This window comes from Citrobacter sp. KTE151, from assembly GCF_000398845.1.
In the GTDB taxonomy this organism is placed as follows: domain Bacteria; phylum Pseudomonadota; class Gammaproteobacteria; order Enterobacterales; family Enterobacteriaceae; genus Citrobacter; species Citrobacter braakii.
In genome coordinates, this window is record NZ_KB976063.1 from 1,276,848 (window position 1) to 1,296,687 (window position 19,840).

Genomic DNA, 19,840 nt, shown 5'->3' on the forward strand with positions numbered 1-19,840 from the left:
GATTGCTTGAAAAATGCGTTGTTGTGCTCCAGGCTTATATAACACGCTGAAATACAAGAGGACGGAATATGAACAAGAATCTAACAGGAATTCTGAGCGCAGCGGCTGTTTTGACTATGCTGGCAGGGTGTACGGCCTACGATCGTACGAAAGACCAATTTGTTCAGCCCGTGGTGAAAGATGTGAAGAAAGGGATGAGCCGGGCGCAGGTAGCGCAGATTGCCGGTAAACCGTCTTCCGAAGTCAGTATGATCCATGCGCGTGGGACGTGTCAGACCTACATCCTGGGTCAACGAGATGGTAAAGCTGAGACCTATTTTGTTGCTTTAGATGACACCGGACACGTGATTAACTCTGGCTACCAGAGCTGCGCAGAGTACGACACCGACCCGCAGGCAGCGAAGAAGTAACAACTGTTTATTGCCTGAGCACTCGGGAAAACCGGCCACTGCGCCGGTTTTTTTATGTCACACGATCTTAATTATTGACGCGAATTATTTGCCTGAAGTGTGAGGGTGGTCATAACGCCAGGTCAAGGAGAGACAATTTAGTTGGTCAAGGAAATACCATCCGCCGGTGCAATCCCGTATACTCATTTCAGCCACCTAAAAAAGTAATTTAGCTGACGCAAGTTACCCAGAGCATGGATGCAGGTTAGGGCTTGCGGAGTGTCTGGTGACAGATAATCGCACATGAGGATCGTTTTAATGGAAAAGAAACACATTTATCTGTTTTGTTCTGCGGGCATGTCGACTTCATTGTTGGTTTCGAAGATGCGTGCTCAGGCCGAAAAATACGAAGTACCGGTTATTATTGAAGCGTTTCCTGAAACGCTGGCCGGAGAAAAAGGTCCAGTGGCCGATGTTGTATTATTAGGTCCACAAATTGCTTATATGTTGCCCGAAATTCAGCGTTTGTTACCCAACAAGCCTGTGGAAGTGATTGACTCGCTGCTGTATGGCAAAGTCGATGGTTTAGGCGTGCTTAAGGCTGCGGTTGCAGCAATTAAAAAAGCCGCAGCAAATTAATTATTTTATTTTAATTTTTCCCGTCAAAGAGTTATTTCATTAACATTCACCGCAATTATTAATTGCGGTATTTAAGGGTATTTTTCTATGAGTAACGCTATTGCTTCACTTGAAAAGGTACTCCTTCCTTTTGCTGTAAAAATTGGAAAGCAGCCACACGTTAATGCAATCAAAAACGGTTTTATTCGTTTAATGCCGTTAACCCTCGCAGGGGCCATGTTTGTATTAATCAATAACGTTTTCCTGAGCTTTGGGGAGGGGTCGTTTTTTTATTCAATGGGCATTCGACTTGATGCTTCAACTATTGAAACGCTGAATAGTTTGAAAGGCATTGGTGGAAACGTCTATAACGGTACGCTGGGTATCATGTCATTGATGGCGCCGTTCTTTATCGGTATGGCGCTGGCAGAAGAACGCAAAGTCGACTCACTGGCTGCCGGGCTGTTATCCGTCGCCGCGTTTATGACCGTAACGCCATATAGCGTGGGTGAAGCCTATGCCGTTGGCGCGAACTGGCTCGGCGGTGCCAATATTATTTCCGGTATTATTATCGGCCTCGCGGTCGCGGAAATGTTCACCTTTGTGGTCCGTCGCAATTGGGTAATTAAATTACCTGATAGCGTACCGACATCCGTGTCGCGCTCTTTCTCTGCGCTGATTCCTGGCTTCCTTATCCTCTCCATTATGGGGATCATCGCCTGGGCATTGAACACCTGGGGTACGAACTTCCACCAGATCATCATGGATTCCATTTCAACTCCGCTGGCATCGCTGGGCAGCGTGGTGGGCTGGGCCTACGTGATTTTTGTTCCGCTGCTGTGGTTCTTCGGTATTCACGGTTCACTGGCGCTGACCGCGCTGGACAGCGGTATCATGACGCCATGGGCGCTGGAAAACATTTCCATCTACCAACAGTTTGGTTCCGTAGACGCCGCGCTGGAGGCCGGAAAGACCTTCCACGTCTGGGCGAAACCGATGCTCGACTCCTATATTTTCCTCGGGGGTAGCGGGGCTACGCTGGGTCTGATTATCGCTATCTTCCTGGCATCGCGTCGTCCGGATTATCGTCAGGTTGCTAAACTGGCACTGCCGTCAGGCCTGTTCCAGATTAACGAACCTATCCTGTTCGGTCTGCCGATCATCATGAACCCTGTAATGTTTATCCCGTTCATTCTGGTGCAGCCGATTCTGGCGGCGATTACGCTGGCAGCTTATTACTCCGGCATTATTCCACCGATTACCAACATCGCACCGTGGACCATGCCAACCGGTTTGGGCGCGTTCTTTAACACCAACGGTAGCGTCGCTGCTCTGCTGGTCGCGCTGTTCAACCTCGGTATCGCCACGCTGGTTTACCTGCCGTTTGTGGTGGTAGCCAACAAAGCGCAGAACGTTATTGATCAAGAAGAAAGCGAAGAAGATATCGCTAACGCATTGAAATTCTAAATTTAATCCGGCATGGCTTCACGGTCATGCCGGACTGAACCAGAGGAAAAAAGTATGTTGGATATCGAAAACATCGTTGACACGCAGTCAGAAGCAGAAGAACTCGAAGAAGTGGTGATGGGTCTCATCATCAACTCCGGTCAGGCGCGTAGCCTGGCGTACGGCGCGCTCAAAATGGCCAAGCAAGGTGATTTCGAGTCAGCTAAGGCTATGATGGACCAGTCTCGTCTGGCGCTGAATGAAGCGCACCTCGTGCAAACGAAACTGATTGAAGGCGATCAGGGCGAAGGTAAAATGAAAGTTAGCCTGGTGCTGGTTCATGCTCAGGACCACCTGATGACATCAATGCTGGCGCGTGAGCTGGTGACTGAACTGATTGAGCTTCACGAAAAGCTGAAATAGCGAGGAGTGCATAATGCAGCTACAGATTAACGCACCGGAAATCAAAACCGTCTATGAGCAGCAGCTGTTTAATGGCAAAAATTTCCATGTGTTCATCTATAACAAAACTGAGAGCATCAGCGGGCTGCATCAGCATGACTACTACGAATTTACCCTGGTTTTAACCGGGCGCTATTATCAGGAAATCAACGGTAAACGCGTATTGCTCGAACGCGGGGACTTTGTTTTTATTCCATTGGGATCGCACCACCAGAGTTTTTATGATTTTGGGGCGACAAGGATCCTGAACGTCGGTATCAGTAAACGCTTTTTTGAACAGCACTACCACCCGCTGCTGCCATTTTGTTTCGTTGCATCGCAGGTCTATCGGGCGAATAATTCGTTTCTCACTTACATTGAAACGGTTATTGCATCACTGAACTTTCGCGAGAGTGGACTGGATGAATTTGTAGAAGTGGTCACCTTCTATATTATTAACCGGTTGCGCCATCATCGCGAAGAGCAGGTGCTGGATGATATTCCGCAGTGGCTTAAAACCACCGTGGAGACCATGCATGACAAACGGCAGTTTAGCGAGAATGCGCTGGAAAACATGGTACACCTGTCCGCGAAATCCCAGGAGTATCTGACCCGCGCAACCCAGCGTTATTACAGCAAAACGCCGATGCAGATCATTAATGAAATCCGCATTAACTTTGCTAAAAAACAGCTGGAAATGACTAACTATTCTGTAACGGATATTGCTTACGAATCTGGCTACAGTAGTCCAAGTCTGTTTATTAAAACGTTTAAAAAGCTGACGTCATTTACACCTAATAGCTATCGTAAGAAATTAACTGAATTTAATCAGTAGATATTATTAGCCAATAACCCATTTTTTATAGCTTGCCCAAAATAGCGTCGGGACAGCCACGCTATACCTGACAAACGGGTTGAGCATAATACACGTCAGTGTTTTGACACTGAAGGGAGAAAGTATGAGCCAGAAATTAAAAGTCGTCACTATCGGTGGCGGGAGCAGCTACACCCCTGAGTTACTTGAAGGCTTTATTAAGCGCTATCATGAATTACCGGTTTCTGAATTGTGGCTGGTTGATGTCGACGATGGAAAAGAGAAGCTGGACATTATTTTTGACCTTTGCCAGCGCATGATCGATAAAGCTGGCGTGCCGATGAAGTTGTTTAAAACGCTGGACCGCCGTGAAGCGCTGAAAGATGCTGATTTCGTTACCACCCAGCTGCGCGTAGGGCAACTGAAAGCCCGCGAAAAGGATGAACGCATTCCGCTGAGCCACGGGTATCTGGGGCAGGAAACCAACGGCGCTGGTGGGCTGTTCAAAGGTCTGCGTACTATTCCGGTTATCTTTGATATTGTCAAAGATGTGGAAGAACTGTGCCCGAATGCGTGGGTGATTAACTTTACTAACCCGGCCGGGATGGTGACGGAAGCGGTCTATCGCCATACGAATTTTAAGAAATTCATCGGTGTATGCAATATTCCTGTCGGCATGAAAATGTTCATTAGCGATGTGCTGGCGCTGAAAGAGAGCGATGACTTATCCATCGATCTGTTCGGTCTGAACCATATGGTCTTTATTAAAGACGTACTGGTGAATGGTAAATCACGCTTTGATGAACTGTTGGATGGCGTGGCTTCAGGTCAACTGAAAGCCTCCACCGTGAAGAACATCTTCGATCTGCCGTTCAGTGAAGGGTTGATTCGCTCGCTGAAGCTGCTGCCGTGCTCATATTTGCTTTACTACTTCAAGCCAAAAGAGATGCTGGCGATTGAAATGGGTGAATACTATAAGGGCGGCGCTCGCGCTCAGGTGGTACAGAAAGTGGAGAAACAACTGTTTGATCTGTACAAAAACCCGGATTTGAACGTGAAACCGAAAGAGCTGGAACAGCGCGGTGGAGCCTATTACTCCGATGCGGCCTGTGAAGTGATCAACGCCATCTACAACGACAAACAGACCGAGCACTATGTCAACGTTCCGCACCATGGGCATGTTGACAATATCCCGGCAGACTGGGCGGTTGAGATGACCTGTACACTGGGACGCAACGGCGCCACGCCGCACCCACGTATTACCCATTTTGATGAGAAAGTGCTCGGCCTTATCTATACCATAAAAGGCTTTGAAGTCGCGGCGAGCAATGCGGCACTGAGCGGTGAGCTGAATGATGTGCTGCTGGCGTTGAACCTGAGTCCGCTGGTGCATTCTGACAGCGATGCCGAGATTCTGGCGCGTGAGCTGATTCTGGCGCATGAAAAATGGCTGCCAAACTTCGCCGGGTGTATCGAGAAACTCAAAAGCGAACAACACTAACTGAGGTCGGCTATGGAACGCGTACTGATTGTAAATGCGGATGATTTTGGCCTGAGTAAAGGACAAAACTACGGCATTGTTGAAGCCTGTCGCAATGGCGTGGTCACCTCGACAACCGCACTGGTTAATGGCGCAGCCATTGACCATGCGGTACAGCTGAGTCGCGACATACCTGAACTAGCCGTTGGGATGCATTTTGTTCTGACGCTGGGCAGGCCGTTGACGGCAATGCCAGGCCTTACTCGTGACGGGTTACTGGGAAAATGGATCTGGCAGATGGCTGAAGAAGACACCTTGCCGTTGGATGAAATTTCTCAGGAACTGGCCGCGCAGTATCAGCGTTTTATTGACCTGTTCGGGCGGGAGCCAACGCATCTGGATAGCCATCACCATGTGCATATGTTCCCGCAGATTTTCCCTATCGTGGCCGGGTTTGCTGCCCAACGGGGGATTGCGTTACGGATCGATCGTCAGGCGGTATTCCAGGCGTCTGACTTTCCGCAGACGTTACGGACTTCCCAGGGATTCAGCAGCGAGTTTTATGGCGAAGCGATTTCTGAAGCCCTGTTTTTGCAAACGCTTGACGCGTCAGCAGACCGGGGAGAGTCCTCGCTGGAAGTGATGTGTCATCCGGCCTTTATCGATGACATTATTCGTCAAAGTGCCTACTGTTACCCCCGCTTAACTGAGCTCGACGTGCTGACGTCTCCGTCACTGAAATATGCTATTGCGGAGCGCGGTTATCGTCTTGGCAGTTTTCTGAACGTCTAACTCCTGAGTTTGCGGCGCATAATGCGCCGCATTTTTTTAGGCAGGGATCGTGTCGATTTTTCCGGCGCGTGACCAGACGCGGTGCGCACTCATTAGCGTCAGCAGGGTATCCATAAACTGTGCGTCTGCACTGTCTGCCTCCACCACGCCTTCTTCTCCTTCAGTTTTGATATCCAACGTTGCTTTAAACTGACGCGCATCGCCAGCCAGTGCGATAGGTTTTAAGTGCTTATACGCTTCGAGTAAGTAATATCGGGCATCACCGTTCATAGCGATATCTGCGATATTGCCACACGGAACGATAACCGCATCGACGGTCAGCGATGGTGAACCCGCAAAGGTACCGGCGATTGTCAGGACGGAACCATCATCGGCAACCACATTACCCATTCGGGAATAGAGCAGTTTGGCGTGAACGCCTTTGGCCTGTAAGGCTTGCATGATGGCAAGCAGGTCGCCCGATTTCACCTGGTCATTAAGTAGAATGGCGACCACGCGGCCCTTAATCTCACCTTGCGCACCCGCATATAAACTGAGTGACGGCGCACTTTTCAAACCATTGACGTTAGCCGGTGGGGCGATTTTGGCCTGTTCCTCGGTTAGCTCAAAACCGAGATTATCGGCAACCGCCTCGGCGAGGGCTGTATCAATATGGGCTAACTGTTCGACCACTCTTTCCCGAATATAGGGGCGCGTAACTTTGCTGAGTTCGAAGCTGAATCCGCCGATAATATGCTGCTGTTCAATTGGCGTCTGACTTAGCCAGAACAGGCGAGGGTGCGCATAGTATTCGCCAAAAGAGGGGCTACGTTCGCGGATTTTGTTTCCTTCAATCCGTTCCTGATACGATTCAAATCCACCGCGTTTTGGCCCCGGCGGCGTTTCACGCGGCCAGTTATCATTGATGGAGTTAGGTTCATAGTTGGCCGGGTTGGTATCGATGTCCATACGATGCATACCGTCACGCTGGAAGTTATGGTACGGGCAGGTCGGGCGATTAATCGGGATTTCATGGAAGTTGGGCCCGCCCAGGCGGCTGATTTGGGTATCGGTATACGAAAACAAGCGGCCTTGCAGCAAGGGATCGTTGGTAAAATCGATACCAGGGACGATGTGTCCGGGATGAAAAGCGACTTGTTCATTTTCGGCGAAGAAATTATCCGGATTACGATTCAGCACCATTTTACCGACGCGTTGCACCGGAACCAGCTCTTCTGGGATCAGCTTGGTCGGGTCGAGCAGGTCAAAATCGAACTTGAATTCGTCTTCTTCAGGAATGAGCTGCAGCCCCAGTTCGTATTCCGGATAATCGCCTGCTTCAATAGCTTCCCACAGATCGCGGCGATGAAAATCGGGATCACGACCGGTAAGTTTTTGCGCTTCATCCCATACCAGCGAAGCTTTGCCCGCCAGCGGTTTCCAGTGAAAACGGACAAAGGTGGCTTTCCCTTGCGCATTTATCAACCGGAACGTGTGAATGCCAAAGCCTTCCATCGTGCGATAGCTGCGTGGAATACCCCGGTCAGACATCGCCCATATAACGTTGTGCAACGTTTCTGGCTGTAACGAGACATAATCCCAAAAGGTATCGTGGGCGCTTTGACCCTGTGGGATAGCCCAATGCGGCTCCGGTTTTACCGCATGGACGAAATCCGGGAATTTATGGGCATCCTGAATGAAGAAGACTGGCGTGTTGTTTCCCACCAGATCGAAAATGCCCTCTTCAGTATAAAATTTGGTCGCAAATCCTCGAATATCTCTGACCGTATCCGCTGAGCCTGCGCCGCCCTGAACCGTAGAGAAACGGACAAAAACCGGGGTGATTTTATTTTCATCACTCAGAAAGTCCGCTTTCGTCGTCGCGCTGAGGCTGGCATAGGGCTGAAAGTAACCATGAGCGGCCGAACCTCGGGCATGTACGATCCGCTCCGGGATGCGTTCGTGATCAAAATGGGTGATTTTTTCCCGCAGGATAAAGTCTTCCAGCAGAGTTGGCCCACGGTTTCCTGCGCGCAGAGAGTTCTGATCGTCTGCGATGCGCACTCCCTGATTGGTTGTCAGAGCAAAATCTTCGCTGCCTTTACGAAAACTATCCAGCGCGTTGAGTTTGTCACTTTTGGTGTCAGGCGCTTTTAAGCTGCCGGACGTAGTGGGCTGCATGCCTGGTGGCGTGGGTTCAGGTGTTGGCCGATGTGAACCGTCTGCTGGCGCCAGTGAGTCAAGTCCTGGCTGGGATTCGCTGGCATCATGAACCGGCGCTGAGTGATGGAGTGGGTGCTTATCATTCTGTGACATTAAACTCGTCTCCTGTTTTCATCGCTTAAAGGTCGTTGTTGCCGTCAAAAGCTTTAACTATAGACCACTTGCTCAGTGGTGCAGGAACTGACCGAGGGCGTAAAGCGCGATGAACCAAGCAAACAGCGCACGCAAGGCAGGACGTCAGGAGACAAAATCGGCTAAGATAGCCGTTTTCTGATTTTTAGAATTAGTCTTTAGTGAAGCAACTGATTATGAAACCTCTTCGCCAACAAAATCGTCCGGTAATTAGCTATGTTCCTCGCGTGGAGCCAGCCCCACCAGAGCATGCAGTTAAAATGGATGCGTTTCGTGACGTATGGATACTGCGCGGAAAATATGTCGCTTTTGTCTTAATAGGGGAGGCGTTTCAGCGTTCGCCTGCATTTACGGTCCCGGAATCAGCGCAACGCTGGGCTAATCAGGTTCGCCAGGAAAATGAACTGAGCGATTAACGGATATAAAAAACCGCCGGAGCATGACACTCCGGCGGTTTTTTTTGTTTTTCAGATCTAACAGACTTAGCGATGCGCCAGTTCGGCGTTATCGTCGCTGTCCAGAATTGTTTTATCGGTCTGTTTCAGCCATTGGCTGGTCAGCGTACCGGCTGTCATAGAACCGCTCACGTTCAGCGCGGTACGACCCATATCGATCAGCGGCTCAACGGAAATCAGCAGCGCAACCAGCGTGACCGGCAGACCCATAGCTGGCAGGACGATCAGCGCGGCAAACGTTGCACCGCCACCCACACCCGCAACCCCAGCGGAACTGACGGTGACGATACCGACCAGCGTCGCAATCCACATCGGGTCCAGCGGGTTGATCCCGACGGTCGGGGCGACCATTACTGCCAGCATTGCCGGGTACAGCCCTGCACAACCGTTCTGGCCAATGGTGGCGCCAAAGGAGGCGGCAAAAGAGGCGATGGATTCAGGCACGCCCAGACGACGGGTTTGCGCTTCAACGTTCAGCGGAATTGAGGCTGCGCTGGAACGGCTGGTGAAGGCGAAAGTCAGCACCGGCCACACCTTGCGGAAGTATTTCAGCGGGCTAACGCCGTTAACACCCAACAGGATCCCGTGTACCACGAACATAATGCCCAGACCGAGATAAGAGGCTACGACGAAGCTACCCAGCTTGATGATGTCCTGCAGGTTGGAGCCAGCAACTACTTTGGTCATCAGCGCCAGAACACCGTACGGTGTCAACTGCATCACCAAACGAACCAGCTTCATCACCCAGCTTTGCAGGGTATCGATAGCGACCAGCACGCGCTCGCCTTTCGGCGCATCATCTTTCAGCAGCTTCAGTGCGGCAACACCGAGGAATGTCGCGAAGATAACCACGCTGATAATCGACGTCGGGTTAGCTCCGGTCAGATCGGCAAACGGGTTTTTCGGGATAAACGACAACACCAGCTGTGGAACGCTGAGGTCAGCTACTTTGCCAACATAGTTGGTTTCAATCGCGTTCAGACGAGCGGTTTCGGCCCCACCTTGCACCAGACCTTCTGCGGTCAGGCCGAACAGGTTGGTTACCAGAACCCCTACCAGCGCGGCAATCAGCGTAGTAAACAGCAGCGTACCGATGGTCAGGAAGCTGATTTTACCTAACTGAGAGGCGTTGTGCAGACGCGCAACGGCGCTGAGAATAGACGCAAACACCAGCGGCATGACAATCATCTGCAGCAGTTGGACGTAACCGTTGCCGACAATGTTGAACCACTGTACGGAATCTTTAAGAACCTGGCTGTCGGAACCATAAATGGTGTGCAGGGCGAGGCCAAACACCACACCCATGACCAGACCGACCAGTACTTTTTTTGCCAGACTCCACTGCTTGTGACGGGCTTGCGCCAGCACGAACAGCAGCACTACGAACACGATAATGTTCGCGATTAATGGATAGTTCATCCCCGTTCTCCTGATCTTATTATGCGTATCACCGTGTGACGGTGATTCTGTTGGCGCAAGATTAGCAGAACTGTGACTTGCCTCTTATATTCAAATGGAATTGTTTATGCCAAAAATAACTTTTTGGCTGATTTATTAGTCAACCTGGTGCGTTATAAAACGATTAAACTGCATTTGCAGCGTATTTATCATTTGTGATGACCAGCGCACCGCACTGTTCTCTTGTACGGTCTGCGGCATCCAGATTGCCCACGCGAACAGCGCCATGCACAGAAACCGCTCCAGTTGGTTGCCTTTTTGCGGCACGAGGATAGGCAGACGAAAACGCCAGCGGCAGGGCCAAAGCAAGGGGACGCCCGCCGGGGTCAACATGTCGGCCAGAATGTGGCTGAGATAACCGAGAACCATACCTTGTAAGGCATCAGCCGGAATTATCCAGGTATCAGGGACTTTCAGGTAAAACGTGGCCAGCAGGGCAAAAACCGCCAGCAGGCTATGCGTAAACCCGCGATGACCAAATGCCCGGGCAATGGGCTTTGATACCCACTTCAGACGCTGCCCCAGCAGGGATTTGGGATGATCGATATCCGGCAGTAAGCACGTCAAAATGGCTGAAGGAACAATATGCCACCAGTCACCCTGCGCAAGAACGGGCGTTAGCTCGGCATTCTTGGCAAATACCGCACAGGCAATAGAAAAAAGAAGGTGACCTTCCGCCGTCATGATAAAACCCAATAAACTGTCGATTCATACAGTATAGGGGTTTTATACAGTAGGCGGAAGAGGTGACGTTGTAACCCTTTGTCACAAGTGCGCCTTTACCGCGCCAGCCAACCGCCATCCACGGCCAGCGTATAGCCATGTATATAGTCCGAGGCAGCACTTGCGAGGAACACGACCGGGCCTTTCAGGTCATCAGGCGTGCCCAGCGTCCGGCAGGCGGGCAATGTGATCATTGCCCGTCGCAGGATTAGCCGCGCAGGTGAGCGGCAGTGAGTTCGGTGAGCGAGGCCAGTTTGACGTCGGCCAGAACGAAGCGAGGATCGTCCTGATTTTCATGCGCAGGTACTACGATGGAACGCATACGGGCGGCTTTCGAAGCAATCATGCCGTTCACCGAGTCTTCCAGTGCTACGCAGTTTAATGGGTCAATGCCCAGTTTCGCCGCGCAATCGAGATAAACCTGCGGGTGCGGTTTGCTGTAGGGCAGTTTTTCCGCAGAAGCCAGTGCATCGAAGCTGCTGCGCAGATCAAACATGGTTAGCACTTTTTCCAGCATATGCAGCGGCGAGGCGGATGCCAGTCCTACTTTCAACCCCTGAGATTTACACAATGCCACGGCCTCACGCACGCCCGGCAGCAGTGGTTTTGTTTCTTCAACTAACGCAATTGCCCGGGTAATGATGCGCTCGGTTACTTCCTGACGTGAGGGACCGTTCCACGGTTGCTGTGCAAACCACAAATCAACCACCATGTCGATGCGTAAGCCAAGTGTATCGGGAAGTTCATGGCGGCGGGAGATATCAACGCCTAAACTTGCTATCACATCCAGTTCGGCCTGATCCCAAAGCGGTTCAGAATCGACCAGTAATCCATCCATATCGAAAATTGCAGCAAGAATTTGACGCGGGGTTGACATCACAACCTCTCCTTTACGGGTGATAAAAGGGATTAAGAGCCAGCCAGGACGGGCTCTGAGCGTTCATTATGGCTAATTCAGCAGTATACCGCCTTTAAAGATCAGGCGAAAACGATAATCAACGGGTAAACTTAGGCCAAAATGACACGTCTTAATCAAGGGGAACTCATGACGTATCAACAAGCTGGACGCATTGCCATCTTGAAAAGGCTGGTGGGATGGGTGATTTTCATTCCCGCGCTGATTTCAACCCTGGTTTCAGTACTGAAGTTTATGTATGCGCACAGCGAAAAGCAGGAAGGGATTAACGCGGTCATGCTCGATTTTGCTCATGTGATGATCGACATGATGCGTGTGAACACACCTTTTCTTAACGTGTTTTGGTATAACTCGCCGACGCCCGATTTTCAAAGTGGACTGAATCTCGTTTTTTGGCTGATTTTCATTCTGATTTTTATCGGTCTGGCGTTGCAGGATTCAGGCGCCAGAATGAGCCGTCAGGCGCGTTATTTACGCGAGGGCGTTGAGGATCAGTTGATTCTGGAACAGGCAAAGGGCAGTGAAGGGTTATCACGCGAGCAACTTGAGTCGCGTATTGTGGTACCGCACCATACGATCTTTTTACAAATTTTTCCGCTCTATATTTTGCCGGTGATCGTTATCGTGATTGGCTACTTCTTCTTTTCATTACTGGGCTTTTTGTAACTGCTGCACTATCAGGCCTGACGCGTTGCGAAACGCCAGGCCAGATAAGCAACGTGCGACTTTGCTAAGCCGCCAGTAACCTGTCCAGCGCTTTCTGCGCCACGACCAGATGCTGTCCCCCGAACAGAATAGCCCTGTTCAGCAGCGTATAGAGCTGGTAGACAGGCTGTCTGTCGAGAAAATCCAATGGTAGCGGAGAAACAGACTGATAACCGTCATAGAGTTGCGGCGGCTGATCGGTATGTAACGGCAGCATTGCCAGGTCACACTCTCTGTCCCCCCAGTAGCAGGCAGGGTCAAAGATGTACGGGCCGTTCGGGCCGAGGGCGCAGTTCCCGGACCACAAATCACCATGCAGAAGAGACGGCTGCGGCTGATGGGAAGAGAGACGCTGCTGAACATGCTCGACAATGGCGTCGATATTGCCAAACGCAATGCCTTTTTCAGCGGCGAGTTCCAGCTGCCAGCCAATACGCTGCTCGGCAAAAAAGGTTGACCAGCGACGTTGCCAGGTGTTGGGCTGCGGCGTGGTAGAGAGCGCATTATCGAAGTCGAGCCCAAACTGCGGCTGATCGCTCCATTCATGCAAATGCGCCAACTGTTGGCCGAGGATAAACGCGTTGTGCGCATCAAGCGGACGGGGAGGGAGGAAATCCATCACCAGAAAGCTGTAATCTCTGTCTGCGCCTACCGCCCAGACTTTCGGTACAGATACGGTTTGACTGCGAGAAAGTAGCTCCAGTTGATCGGCTTCCGCCGTAAAGCCGGTTAACAGCTCTCTTTCATCGCATTTGACGAAAAAATCGCGCCCCGCATAGCGTAAATGCCATGCGGCGTGGATCTCTCCGCCGGGCAGTTCGTTACGCAGTTCGATTTCGCCTTCACCTAATTGCTCGCTTAAAAGACGACTGATAGCCTGCCACATGATGTCTCTCCCCATGTTGTCTGCCAGATCATAAGGTTAGCGCAAGAATGCGGTTAAAAAACACGAACTGACGCACACCACGGACGCGTCATCGCTGGAAAGGCACTTAATGTGTGTCGTTCTTCTTCACCTCGCATAGTTGTGAAGACGCCCGGTTGCACATGATTCACTGCTTTGTAATCACGTGATTTTTTATCATAGACGTATAACACCCATGCCGACAGTTTTACGGGGAAATCCCCTTGTATCTAGACAAGGGGAAGCCGTCATTACTGAGCCAGATACGCGTATATTTTTTGCGTATCGTCTAAAGCGCACAGACGCGTACCCTGATTCAGGGTGGCGGCGCTACCTGCGGCGACACCGTAACGAACAATATCTGCAAAAGGTGCGCTCTCCGCCAGTTTAAGCGTCATGGCCCCGACCATACTGTCGCCCGCGCCTACGGTACTTTGACTCTTCACCGGTGGCGGAACCACCTGGACACAGGTTTCACGATCAACGCCCAGCGCTCCTTGTGGTCCAAGCGAGACCACTACGCGATGCGCTTTTCCGCTTTGCACGATTTCCTGCGCGGCGTTGCGCACATCATCGGGCTGCGTGAGTTCGCGATTCACCAGCGCGCTCAGTTCTTTGAGGTTGGGTTTGACCAGTTCGATATTGCCGATGGTTAATGCTGCCGCCAGCGCTTCGCCAGAACTATCGACGATACAACGAATCCCTTGTTTTTGTGCTGTGGTAATGAGCCGGGTCAGCTTCTCAAGCTGTACGCCAGGCGGCAAACTGCCGCTAATAACCAGCAGTGCGCCAGACTCAATTTCCAGCACCTGATCCTGAAGTTGGTAGAACTCATCATCGGTGAGCGCAGCGCCTGGCATGACGAAGCGATACTGTTCGCCGCTGGACTCAACGTGGACATGGAGATTTTGTCGGGTCCAGTCTTTAGCTTCGACGGTGGATACGGGAACATTTTCGTCGGCGAGCAAAACAACAAGATGCTCTCCGGTGGCGCCACCCGCAGGGAAGATGGCCGTAGCGGTGCCGCCAAGATGGGCAATTGCGCGAGCGACGTTGATACCGCCGCCGCCGGGTTCAAAAACCGGCGAGGTACAGCGAAGCTTACCTTCCGGGTAGATTTGCGGCGTGATTGTTGCGCTATCGAGAGAGGGCGCAAGTGTTAACGTATAGATACGTACCATCTTTACCTCCTGTTAGGCTGTCCTCAGTCTGGCACTTAACCCCCCGAAAGTGAAGTAATTAACAACATGATTTTTCATATCTTTATTTAAAATAATCGCGTTAAAGATATATAAATAAAAAAACGGTTTAGGAACGCTCTTATTCAAAAAATGAAATAAGAATTTATTGCTATGTTATTCGAGTCTTTTTATAATTTGTTACCTTTCAAGGGTCTTTTGTCATTGATCCATATGAAAGTTTCCGAGACCGTTATGGTCTCTTTTTTTGTTGTACGGACTCTTAATAAATGAAGCTTTTGAAGACAGTGCCCGCAGCGTTACTGCTGACGGGTGGCCTGCTTGCGTCAATGCAGGCTGCCGCCGATGATTCCGTTTTTACTGTCATGGATGACCCTTCCAGCGCGAAAAAACCCTTTGAAGGTAACCTGAACGCGGGATATCTCGCCCAGTCAGGCAACACAAAAAGTTCTTCTTTAACTGCAGACACCACCATGACCTGGTACGGTCAAACTACGGCGTGGTCTTTGTGGGGAAATGCCAGCAATACCTCCTCAAATGATGAGCGTTCATCGGAGAAATATGCCGTAGGTGGCCGTAGTCGTTACAACATGACCGACTATGACTATCTCTTTGGTCAGGCAAGCTGGCTGACCGACCGTTACAACGGCTATCGCGAGCGTGACGTGCTAACCGCAGGTTATGGTCGTCAGTTCCTCAACGGACCGGTGCACAGCTTCCGTTTTGAATTCGGTCCTGGTGTGCGCTATGACGAGCACACGGATGGCACCACCGAAACACAGCCGCTGGGCTATGCGTCCGGGGCCTATGCGTGGCAGATGACGGACAATACTAAGTTTACGCAAGGTGTGTCGGTATTTGGTGCTGACGATACAACGCTCAATTCTGAAACGGCCTTGAACGTTGCCATCAACGAACACTTTGGGTTAAAGGTGGCTTACAACGTTACCTGGAACTCTGAACCACCGGCAACAGCGCCGGAGCATACCGATCGTCGTACTACTGTGTCACTCGGCTATCGTATGTAATGACAAGCCGGGTCAAATAATTGGCCCGGCTTTTCTCAATTAACGTTAAATTTATTTAATATAAAATCTGTGTTTTATTTTTAATACTTATCAATAACGCGCTATTTTCAGACGAATTCGATTTAATTGATAAATACAACGGAACCGGAACAGCGTGTGCCAGTATTTTAACCCCAGATCATCGCAGCCCAACGTAGCATCAGCATTGCCGCACAAATAACGAGCAGTATCACAACCATCTTCCAGTGTTTCTTCGCAAAGCGATTTGTTGGCATTGTGCTTTTCCTGCTCAGGTTAGATAACTTTATACAAGTGTAACAAAAACATCAGGGTGTCAGTGAATTGATTTACATCATAGAGTGCGCGTTGATTGTTGCTTTGATCGGCTCATAATGCCGTGTACACTGTCAAACGGTGTTATCAAAAAGCGGGTGTAGGTCCAGTGTAGCCATTAAGGCGACCAGTGACATATTTCGCAGAGTGAAGCGGGAATCAGCCCACACCTTTTTGATGATTTTAAATATTGAATCTTTGTATGTGATCTTACGTGTGGGTCACCACTGCAAATAAGGATATAACATGCCTGTTATTACTCTTCCTGATGGCAGCCAACGCCATTACGACCACGCTGTAAGCCCCATGGATGTTGCGCTGGACATCGGTCCAGGTCTGGCGAAAGCCACTATTGCTGGCCGTGTTGACGGTGAGCTGGTAGATGCTTCCGATCTGATTGAGCATGATGCGAAGCTCTCCATCATCACCGCGAAGGATGAAGAAGGTCTGGAGATCATTCGTCACTCCTGTGCGCACCTGTTAGGGCACGCGATCAAACAACTCTGGCCGCACACCAAAATGGCGATCGGACCGGTTGTTGATAACGGTTTTTACTACGATATCGATCTTGACCGTACGCTAACCCAGGAAGATGTCGACGCGCTCGAGAAGCGGATGCACGAGCTCGCTGAGAAAAACTACGATGTCATTAAGAAGAAAGTCAGCTGGTACGAAGCGCGTGAAACCTTCGTGAAGCGTGGCGAGACCTATAAAGTCTCCATTCTTGATGAAAACATTGCCCATGATGACAAGCCTGGCTTGTACCATCATGAAGAATATGTCGATATGTGCCGTGGCCCGCACGTGCCGAACATGCGTTTCTGTCATCACTTCAAACTGATGAAGACCGCTGGGGCATACTGGCGTGGCGATAGCAATAACAAGATGCTGCAGCGTATTTATGGTACTGCATGGGCCGATAAAAAAGCCCTGAGTGCCTACCTGCAACGTCTGGAAGAAGCGGCCAAACGCGACCACCGTAAAATCGGTAAGCAGCTTGACCTGTATCATATGCAGGAAGAAGCGCCGGGTATGGTGTTCTGGCACAATGATGGCTGGACAATCTTCCGTGAACTGGAAGTCTTTGTTCGCTCAAAACTGAAAGAATACCAGTATCAGGAAGTTAAAGGTCCGTTCATGATGGACCGCGTGCTGTGGGAAAAAACAGGTCACTGGGATAACTACAAAGATGCGATGTTCACGACCTCCTCTGAGAACCGTGAATACTGCATTAAGCCCATGAACTGCCCGGGCCACGTGCAGATCTTCAATCAGGGTCTGAAATCCTATCGTGATCTGCCGTTGCGTATGGCCGAGTTTGGTAGCTGCCACCGTAATGAGCCGTCAGGCGCGCTGCATGGCCTGATGCGTGTTCGTGGCTTCACTCAGGATGATGCACATATCTTCTGTACAGAAGAGCAGATCCGTGATGAAGTTAACGCTTGCATTCGTATGGTCTACGATATGTATAGCACCTTTGGCTTCGAGAAAATCGTCGTCAAACTGTCCACTCGCCCCGAAAAACGTATCGGTAGCGATGAAATGTGGGACCGTGCTGAAGCTGACCTGGCCGTTGCGCTGGAAGAAAACAACATCCCGTTTGAGTACCAACTGGGTGAGGGCGCATTCTACGGTCCGAAAATTGAATTTACCCTGTATGACTGCCTCGATCGTGCATGGCAGTGCGGTACTGTACAGCTGGACTTCTCTCTGCCGTCCCGTTTAAGCGCCTCTTATGTTGGCGAAAACAACGAGCGTCAGGTGCCGGTTATGATTCACCGCGCAATTCTTGGGTCGATGGAACGTTTCATCGGTATCCTGACCGAAGAGTTCGCTGGCTTCTTCCCGACCTGGCTTGCGCCAGTTCAGGTTGTCGTCATGAACATCACCGATTCACAGTCTGAATACGTCAACGAATTAACGCAGAAACTACAAAATGCGGGTATTCGTGTAAAAGCAGACTTGAGAAATGAGAAGATTGGCTTTAAAATCCGCGAGCACACTTTACGTCGTGTCCCTTACATGTTGGTCTGTGGCGACAAAGAGGTAGAAGCAGGCAAAGTTGCCGTGCGCACCCGTCGTGGCAAAGACTTGGGCAGCCTGGACGTAAATGAAGTGATTGAGAAGCTGCAACAAGAGATTCGCAGCCGCAGTCTTCAACAACTGGAGGAATAAGGTATTAAAGGCGGAAAACGAGTTCAAACGGCACGTCCGAATCGTATCAATGGCGAGATTCGCGCCCTGGAAGTTCGCTTAACAGGTCTGGAAGGCGAAGCTTTGGGTATTGTGAGTCTGAGAGAAGCGATCGAAAAAGCTGAAGAAGCTGGAGTAGATTTAGTTGAAATCAGCCCTAACGCCGAACCGCCAGTTTGTCGTATTATGGACTACGGCAAGTTCCTTTATGAAAAGAGTAAGTCTTCTAAGGAACAGAAGAAAAAGCAAAAAGTTATCCAGGTTAAGGAAATTAAATTCCGTCCTGGCACCGACGATGGCGATTACCAGGTAAAACTCCGCAGCCTGGTACGCTTTCTGGAAGATGGCGATAAGGCTAAGATCACGCTGCGTTTTCGCGGTCGTGAGATGGCCCACCAACAGATCGGTATGGAAGTGCTCAACCGCGTCCGTGACGATCTGAGTGAACTGGCAGTAGTCGAATCCTTCCCTACGAAGATCGAAGGCCGCCAGATGATCATGGTGCTCGCTCCTAAGAAGAAACAGTAAGGCCTTCAAGTAGCAATGTCTGTGGAGCCTGCGGGTTCCACAGCCGTTGTTCGCCTACGTTTCGTTTATTAACAATGCGAAGTGGAAGTTATTAAAATGCCAAAAATTAAGACCGTACGCGGTGCTGCTAAGCGCTTCAAAAAAACCGGTGGTGGTGGATTTAAGCGTAAGCACGCAAACCTGCGTCATATTCTGACCAAAAAATCTACTAAGCGTAAACGTCACCTGCGTCCAAAAGGCCTCGTTTCTAAAGGCGATCTGGGTCTGGTTATCGCGTGCCTGCCGTACGCATAAGCCGTTAACGTTTAATTAATTTTTTTACTAAGAATATAGATACAGGAGAGCACATATGGCTCGCGTAAAACGTGGTGTAGTTGCCCGTGCACGTCACAAGAAAATTTTGAAACAAGCTAAAGGCTACTACGGTGCGCGTTCTCGCGTATACCGCGTTGCCTTCCAGGCTGTTATCAAAGCTGGTCAGTACGCTTATCGTGACCGTCGTCAGAAAAAGCGTCAGTTCCGTCAACTGTGGATTGCGCGTATCAACGCAGCAGCACGTCAGAACGGTATTTCTTACAGCAAATTCATCAACGGCCTGAAAAAAGCCTCTGTTGAAATCGACCGTAAGATCCTGGCTGACATCGCAGTATTCGACAAAGTAGCGTTCACCGCTCTGGTCGAAAAAGCGAAAGCAGCTCTGGCATAAGCCGGTGAAAAGAGGGAGCCTGGCTCCCTCTCTTTTATTTGTAGTGCAATCAATTGGTTGACAATTTATCCGTAAGCCTTTTCAATAAAGGTTGTTCGGTTTTTACCACACAAGGTAACGCAAGCATGAATGCTGCTATTTTCCGCTTCTTCTTTTACTTTAGCACCTGAACTCAGGAGGCTTGCGCGTGAAAGAAGAAACGGAAAACAGCGCCTAAAAGCCTCCCTGGTGGAGGCTTTTTTTATACACGTTATCCTTCAGGCTGCCTCTGCATTGGCTGCAGTCGCTTCCCCCAGTCTCGTACGTGTGTACGCTCCTGAGGATTAGCGCTCTACTGCTGCCTTGACTCAGCCAGAATGATTTTGTGTATATACGAGC

General features: G+C 50.3%; 22 protein-coding genes, 1 pseudogene and 1 other annotated feature. Of the genes and pseudogenes, 15 read left to right on the top strand and 8 right to left on the bottom strand.

Features of this window, described 5'->3' with window-relative positions; genetic code table 11:
• Positions 1-68: 68 nt before the first annotated feature.
• The 7 genes from osmE to chbG all read left to right on the top strand — a co-directional run bounded on the left by osmE (position 69) and on the right by chbG (position 5,980).
• Entirely contained in the window at positions 69-410 is a 342-nt protein-coding gene (gene osmE / locus WC7_RS15310) for an osmotically-inducible lipoprotein OsmE (protein WP_016152853.1), read from the top strand.
• Positions 411-707: 297 nt separating this feature from the next.
• Positions 708-1,028, top strand: coding sequence for a PTS N,N'-diacetylchitobiose transporter subunit IIB (gene chbB, locus WC7_RS15305; RefSeq protein WP_003832547.1), 321 nt, complete (start codon positions 708-710; stop codon positions 1,026-1,028).
• 87 nt (positions 1,029-1,115) lie between these two features.
• Complete coding sequence (chbC, locus tag WC7_RS15300; RefSeq protein ID WP_003030619.1) at positions 1,116-2,474, top strand: PTS N,N'-diacetylchitobiose transporter subunit IIC; 1,359 nt, start codon at positions 1,116-1,118, stop codon at positions 2,472-2,474.
• Positions 2,475-2,528: 54 nt separating this feature from the next.
• Positions 2,529-2,876: a PTS N,N'-diacetylchitobiose transporter subunit IIA gene (chbA, locus tag WC7_RS15295; protein WP_003030618.1), complete on the top strand. Its 348-nt coding sequence runs from the start codon at positions 2,529-2,531 to the stop codon at positions 2,874-2,876.
• A 10-nt stretch (positions 2,877-2,886) separates the two neighbouring features.
• A complete protein-coding gene (chbR, locus tag WC7_RS15290; RefSeq protein WP_085951046.1) occupies positions 2,887-3,729 on the top strand; it encodes a transcriptional regulator ChbR in 843 nt (280 codons plus the stop codon).
• Between the two features lie 124 nt (positions 3,730-3,853).
• Positions 3,854-5,209 (top strand): 6-phospho-beta-glucosidase, encoded by a 1,356-nt coding sequence (locus tag WC7_RS15285; protein WP_016152854.1) that lies wholly within the window; start codon positions 3,854-3,856, stop codon positions 5,207-5,209.
• Positions 5,210-5,221: 12 nt separating this feature from the next.
• Positions 5,222-5,980 carry a chitin disaccharide deacetylase gene (gene chbG, locus WC7_RS15280; RefSeq protein ID WP_016152855.1) on the top strand — a complete coding sequence of 253 codons (759 nt, stop codon included), beginning with the start codon at positions 5,222-5,224 and terminating at the stop codon, positions 5,978-5,980.
• Positions 5,981-6,016: 36 nt separating this feature from the next.
• Here chbG and katE read toward each other — a convergent pair whose 3' ends face one another.
• On the bottom strand, positions 6,017-8,275 hold the full coding sequence (gene katE, locus WC7_RS15275) for a catalase HPII (protein WP_016152856.1): 2,259 nt from the start codon (positions 8,273-8,275) through the stop codon (positions 6,017-6,019).
• A gap of 209 nt (positions 8,276-8,484) precedes the next feature.
• On the opposite strand from katE, the gene cedA reads away from it, so the two are divergent.
• Entirely contained in the window at positions 8,485-8,730 is a 246-nt protein-coding gene (gene cedA / locus WC7_RS0124505) for a cell division activator CedA (protein WP_369707928.1), read from the top strand.
• Positions 8,731-8,796: 66 nt separating this feature from the next.
• Here the strand turns inward: cedA and tcyP are convergent, their stop codons facing one another.
• The 4 genes and pseudogenes from tcyP to hxpB all read right to left on the bottom strand — a co-directional run bounded on the left by tcyP (position 8,797) and on the right by hxpB (position 11,827).
• On the bottom strand, positions 8,797-10,188 hold the full coding sequence (tcyP, locus tag WC7_RS15270; protein ID WP_016152857.1) for a cystine/sulfocysteine:cation symporter: 1,392 nt from the start codon (positions 10,186-10,188) through the stop codon (positions 8,797-8,799).
• A gap of 135 nt (positions 10,189-10,323) precedes the next feature.
• The gene (locus tag WC7_RS15265; protein ID WP_087121839.1) at positions 10,324-10,923 is read right to left on the bottom strand and encodes a metal-dependent hydrolase; all 600 of its coding nucleotides are present in this window, start codon (positions 10,921-10,923) and stop codon (positions 10,324-10,326) included.
• An 83-nt stretch (positions 10,924-11,006) separates the two neighbouring features.
• Positions 11,007-11,128, bottom strand: a pseudogene (locus tag WC7_RS25415) (SDR family oxidoreductase); the annotation flags it as partial.
• Between the two features lie 30 nt (positions 11,129-11,158).
• Entirely contained in the window at positions 11,159-11,827 is a 669-nt protein-coding gene (gene hxpB, locus WC7_RS15260) for a hexitol phosphatase HxpB (RefSeq protein ID WP_016152859.1), read from the bottom strand.
• A 168-nt stretch (positions 11,828-11,995) separates the two neighbouring features.
• Between hxpB and WC7_RS15255 the strand changes: the two genes are divergently transcribed.
• Entirely contained in the window at positions 11,996-12,532 is a 537-nt protein-coding gene (locus WC7_RS15255; protein WP_019076635.1) for a YniB family protein, read from the top strand.
• 64 nt (positions 12,533-12,596) lie between these two features.
• On the opposite strand, the gene WC7_RS15250 is transcribed toward WC7_RS15255, so the two are convergent.
• A complete protein-coding gene (locus WC7_RS15250) occupies positions 12,597-13,457 on the bottom strand; it encodes a fructosamine kinase family protein (RefSeq protein ID WP_016152861.1) in 861 nt (286 codons plus the stop codon).
• 269 nt (positions 13,458-13,726) lie between these two features.
• Positions 13,727-14,656 carry a 6-phosphofructokinase II gene (gene pfkB, locus WC7_RS15245; RefSeq protein ID WP_016152862.1) on the bottom strand — a complete coding sequence of 310 codons (930 nt, stop codon included), beginning with the start codon at positions 14,654-14,656 and terminating at the stop codon, positions 13,727-13,729.
• A 287-nt stretch (positions 14,657-14,943) separates the two neighbouring features.
• On the opposite strand from pfkB, the gene WC7_RS15240 reads away from it, so the two are divergent.
• Entirely contained in the window at positions 14,944-15,702 is a 759-nt protein-coding gene (locus WC7_RS15240) for a DUF481 domain-containing protein (protein ID WP_016152863.1), read from the top strand.
• Between the two features lie 167 nt (positions 15,703-15,869).
• Here the strand turns inward: WC7_RS15240 and yniD are convergent, their stop codons facing one another.
• Positions 15,870-15,977 carry a small membrane protein YniD gene (gene yniD, locus WC7_RS26655; RefSeq protein WP_003030590.1) on the bottom strand — a complete coding sequence of 36 codons (108 nt, stop codon included), beginning with the start codon at positions 15,975-15,977 and terminating at the stop codon, positions 15,870-15,872.
• A gap of 304 nt (positions 15,978-16,281) precedes the next feature.
• Here yniD and thrS point away from each other — a divergent pair, with 304 nt between their 5' ends.
• The 5 genes from thrS (at position 16,282) to pheM (ending at position 19,632) form a co-directional block, all read left to right on the top strand.
• Positions 16,282-18,210: a threonine--tRNA ligase gene (thrS, locus tag WC7_RS15235; RefSeq protein WP_016152864.1), complete on the top strand. Its 1,929-nt coding sequence runs from the start codon at positions 16,282-16,284 to the stop codon at positions 18,208-18,210.
• A gap of 3 nt (positions 18,211-18,213) precedes the next feature.
• On the top strand, positions 18,214-18,756 hold the full coding sequence (gene infC, locus WC7_RS15230; RefSeq protein WP_048997935.1) for a translation initiation factor IF-3: 543 nt from the start codon (positions 18,214-18,216) through the stop codon (positions 18,754-18,756).
• 96 nt (positions 18,757-18,852) lie between these two features.
• The gene (gene rpmI / locus WC7_RS15225; RefSeq protein ID WP_003030583.1) at positions 18,853-19,050 is read left to right on the top strand and encodes a 50S ribosomal protein L35; all 198 of its coding nucleotides are present in this window, start codon (positions 18,853-18,855) and stop codon (positions 19,048-19,050) included.
• 55 nt (positions 19,051-19,105) lie between these two features.
• Positions 19,106-19,462 carry a 50S ribosomal protein L20 gene (gene rplT / locus WC7_RS15220; RefSeq protein WP_003030578.1) on the top strand — a complete coding sequence of 119 codons (357 nt, stop codon included), beginning with the start codon at positions 19,106-19,108 and terminating at the stop codon, positions 19,460-19,462.
• 120 nt (positions 19,463-19,582) lie between these two features.
• Positions 19,583-19,707 (top strand) — a sequence feature (Phe leader region).
• Complete coding sequence (gene pheM / locus WC7_RS26955) at positions 19,588-19,632, top strand: pheST operon leader peptide PheM (protein ID WP_001386830.1); 45 nt, start codon at positions 19,588-19,590, stop codon at positions 19,630-19,632. It overlaps the preceding feature by 45 nt.
• Positions 19,708-19,840 lie beyond the last annotated feature (133 nt).